6 protein-coding genes are annotated in these 3,782 nt (G+C 46.7%); 2 read left to right on the forward strand and 4 right to left on the reverse strand.

Annotation, left to right across the window (positions count from 1 at the left end):
* Both ycdY and E0D98_RS22095 read left to right on the forward strand, forming a co-directional pair.
* A partial coding sequence (gene ycdY, locus E0D98_RS22090) for a molecular chaperone YcdY (RefSeq protein WP_131891028.1) occupies positions 1 to 544 on the forward strand: 544 nt, incomplete at its 5' end.
* Positions 545 to 645: 101 nt separating this feature from the next.
* The gene (locus tag E0D98_RS22095) at positions 646 to 1,137 is read left to right on the forward strand and encodes a DUF1097 domain-containing protein (RefSeq protein WP_001297187.1); all 492 of its coding nucleotides are present in this window, start codon (positions 646 to 648) and stop codon (positions 1,135 to 1,137) included.
* 63 nt (positions 1,138 to 1,200) lie between these two features.
* On the opposite strand, the gene csgG is transcribed toward E0D98_RS22095, so the two are convergent.
* From csgG to csgD, 4 genes are read right to left on the reverse strand one after another with little or no spacing between them, the layout of a single operon-like run.
* Positions 1,201 to 2,034: a curli production assembly/transport protein CsgG gene (csgG, locus tag E0D98_RS22100; protein ID WP_001189321.1), complete on the reverse strand. Its 834-nt coding sequence runs from the start codon at positions 2,032 to 2,034 to the stop codon at positions 1,201 to 1,203.
* A gap of 26 nt (positions 2,035 to 2,060) precedes the next feature.
* Positions 2,061 to 2,477 (reverse strand): curli production assembly/transport protein CsgF, encoded by a 417-nt coding sequence (csgF, locus tag E0D98_RS22105; protein ID WP_001264088.1) that lies wholly within the window; start codon positions 2,475 to 2,477, stop codon positions 2,061 to 2,063.
* Positions 2,478 to 2,501: 24 nt separating this feature from the next.
* Positions 2,502 to 2,891, reverse strand: coding sequence for a curli production assembly/transport protein CsgE (csgE, locus tag E0D98_RS22110; protein ID WP_000833288.1), 390 nt, complete (start codon positions 2,889 to 2,891; stop codon positions 2,502 to 2,504).
* A 4-nt stretch (positions 2,892 to 2,895) separates the two neighbouring features.
* Complete coding sequence (csgD, locus tag E0D98_RS22115; protein ID WP_000481500.1) at positions 2,896 to 3,546, reverse strand: biofilm master transcriptional regulator CsgD; 651 nt, start codon at positions 3,544 to 3,546, stop codon at positions 2,896 to 2,898.
* Positions 3,547 to 3,782 lie beyond the last annotated feature (236 nt).

Here is a 3,782-nt window from a genome sequence, read left to right on the forward strand (position 1 = left end):
TTCTATCCTCTGTCGTGTGCTGGGTTCGCTCTATTACCGCCAACCGCAAGATCCTTTACTGGTGCCGCTGTTTACCCTGATTCGTGAGGGGAAACTGGCTGCGAACTGGCCACTGGAGCAGGATGAGTTACTGACGCGTTTACAGAAAAGCTGTGATATGGCGCAAGTCTCTGCCGATTACAATGCGTTGTTTATCGGCGATGAATGTGCCGTGCCGCCATATCGTAGCGCATGGGTTGAGGACGCAACGGAAGCGGAAGTGCGCGCTTTTCTTTCCGAACGAGGGATGCCACTGGCGGATACGCCAGCCGATCACATCGGCACATTGCTGCTTGCGGCTTCCTGGCTGGAAGATCAGTCAACGGAAGATGAGAGCGAAGCACTGGAAACACTGTTCAGTGAGTATCTGTTACCCTGGTGTGGTGCGTTCCTCGGCAAAGTGGAGGCCCATGCAACCACGCCTTTCTGGCGCACCATGGCACCGCTAACCCGTGATGCCATTAGTGCAATGTGGGACGAGCTGGAAGAAGATTCTGAAGAGTAAATGTGATCATCGTCACTCATAACTGCAACAGATAATTTGTTGTTGCATAAAATGTGTGCTCGATCTCATTCATGGCCGCGTTTTCTGCTATCATGCGCGGCATGAACATACTTCTCTCTATTGCAATCACAACAGGCATTCTCTCCGGTATCTGGGGATGGGTGGCTGTTTCCCTGGGCTTACTAAGCTGGGCGGGCTTCCTGGGCTGTACGGCCTACTTTGCCTGCCCGCAAGGTGGGCTGAAAGGGCTGGCGATCTCCGCTGCAACCCTGCTTAGTGGCGTGGTGTGGGCGATGGTCATTATTTACGGTAGTGCACTGGCACCACATCTGGAAATTCTCGGTTATGTCATAACCGGTATTGTCGCGTTTCTGATGTGTATTCAGGCCAAACAGCTGCTGCTTTCATTTGTTCCGGGGACGTTTATAGGCGCATGCGCGACGTTTGCCGGGCAGGGTGACTGGAAACTGGTGTTACCTTCGCTGGCGCTTGGGCTGGTATTTGGTTACGCAATGAAAAACAGCGGCCTGTGGCTGGCGGCGCGTAGTGCAAAGACGGCTCACCGTGAGCAGGAAATCAAAAATAAAGCGTGAGGGGCACTCACGCTTTCGCTTAAACAGTAAAATGCCGGATGATAATTCCGGCTTTTTTATCTGTCAGGATTCCGGTGGAACCGACATATGGCGGTATTTCACCAGAATGTCGTTCTGCCGTTCTGCTTTGTTCTGCAAATCCCACAGACCACGGTCGATACCATCATTAATCAGGAAAATGACCCCTGTTTCGATAGCCGACATCAGACACAGCATAACGGGTTCGTTTGAGGTGTAACCCACTTCCCCTTCCAGCAAGCGCTGGTAGTCAATAAAGCGGAAAACCCCGGCCTGAACTTCATAGGAAAGTATCGTCTTACTGGTGTTCACCGAGGAGAGGATCTCACCGGTACTCACATTGACGACGCGCAGGTTCACGGCAATCTGATCGAGCTGGTATTGCGTGTCTGCACCGATCCCAAAATATCTTGCCCCAACACCGCCCGATTTAACGTTGCTTTCATAACCGATAATCGAACCTTCAACCATAATATTTGCCGCCGTTAAAGATTGCAGCGGGATTCGGTTATTAATGGCAACCGTGCCGTTTTCTTGTGCCGCACGAATAATCTTGCGCTCGTTAAGCAGGTTTTGTAAGCCCTGGCGCTCCAGCGGTATAAACCAGCGAGAATCTTTCAATGCCGTGACCAGCATTGCCGTGGCGCTTTGCGGAACAGCAGTGGAGAAGTTACTTGCCGGGTAGGGTTTAAATTGCCCGGTTTCGTCCTGAATGTTGTATACCGAAACAAAGATCTTACCCGTCGGCGCTGGCAGATGGGTCAAATCTTTGTAGCTCTGAGCTCGAGGCATTAATGTCGGTCTGGCGGCTTCTTTAGGCGGGGCGGTTAAGCATCCGCTCAGTAACATGACGGCAACCAAAAGAAATAAGCGCTGCATGATTATTTTCCTTATGAAGCTGGGGCTTAAAAATCGGTTGAGTTATTTTGTAAACCCGAAACCTGGATGGTCGAGGTTTGTCCGGTTTTACGATCTGTCACGTTCAACTGCAATTGACCATCGCGGTTAGCAATATCAACAATATAATCGTTGGTCACCATGCGGCCCGGTTTACCGGTATTAATATTCGACAGTAGCCCACCTAAAATTTGTGACTGGATGGCCTGAGTAAAGTTATCTAACGCTGAGGGTGTTTCAATACCAAAGTCATCGTTATAGCTCGGATCTTTATAAGAGTTTTGGGCCTGAGCGCTATTTAATAAAAAAGCGCCATTATTTGGGTTACCACCAAAGTTTGGATTACGGAACTGGAAAGTCATGGTTCCAGCCCAACTTAATGGCGAAATAAGCATGAGTAGAACTACTGCATGTTTGACACGCATTGCAGCCTCCGAACAATTTTTTATTTAGAATTCATCATGCGCCAAATCGCCCGTACTTAATAACGCCTGATTTATCTGGCGACGATTTAGTGCTTCTTCAGTTTGAATCAGTGCAAAGACGACAGTTTTCTCGAAGTCTCTTTTCAACGGAAATAAAAAAGTCTGGAAAATAACGTCCTGATTGACCGTTATAGTGATCCAGCTTCCCCATCGTGCACTGGGCCTTTCATTAATCGTTAAGTTACCCGTATAGTCACTTTCCCATTTATCACTAAAGGCTCGGTAAAAATCATGGCCAATAGATGAAACAGTATGGTCAGTTAACAATCCCGGGACTTCTACCTCAACGGCGTGAAGATTCCCTGCGGCGAACAGAAATTCTGCCGCCACAATCCAGCGTAAATAACGTTTCATGGCTTTATCGCCTGAGGTTATCGTTTGCCCAGGAAACCGCTTGTGTCCGGTTTTTTACGGCTATCTTCTTGAAAAGATTATAAAGATGCGTTTTAACCGTATTTTCGCTGATGAACAACGAACGAGCGATCTCGTTATTAGACGCGCCGATACGCAGCTTATTCAGGATCTCTTTTTCCCGATGAGTAAGGAGGGCTGATTCCGTGCTGTTATAACGATAGTTACCAGAATGTGTAATCAGGTAACTGGCAAGCTTTTGCGTAAAGTAGCATTCGCCGCGCAGGACGCCTTGCAACCCATTGACAACACGTTCTTGATCCTCCATGGCATAAAAAACGCCGTTGATATGAGGCCAGTTTTCAATGTCGCGGTACGGGTAATCTTCAGGCGTATTTAGCAACAATATTTTGATATTGTTGTTTTTCCTGCTCAAAGTATCCTGCCAATAATGGATAAGCTTTTTATCTGCTTCCATCATATCCAGAAGAATAATAGAGCCTGAAGATATATCGTCCAGAGAACGTTGAATATTATGTAATTTTCCTGTAATTGCCAGCGATTGTTTAAGGTGCTGCAAGAGAGCTGTCGCTTGCAAAGACGGTTTAGTGATCAACAATAATGTATGACCATGAATACTATGGACTTCATTAAACATGATGAAACCCCGCTTTTTTTATTGATCGCACACCTGACAGCTGCCTCTAAAATAGAAGCACCAGAAGTACTGACAGATGTTGCACTGCTGTGTGTAGTAATAAATCAGCCCTAAATGGGTAAAATATAAAACTAATGGATTACATATGATTTCAATCTAGCCATTACAAATCTTAAATCAAGTGTTAAACATGTAACTAAATGTAACTCGTTATATTAAAATGTTAATCTTAAGGT

Source organism: Escherichia sp. KCJ4928 (genome assembly GCF_004352695.1).
Lineage (GTDB): Bacteria > Pseudomonadota > Gammaproteobacteria > Enterobacterales > Enterobacteriaceae > ECMA0423.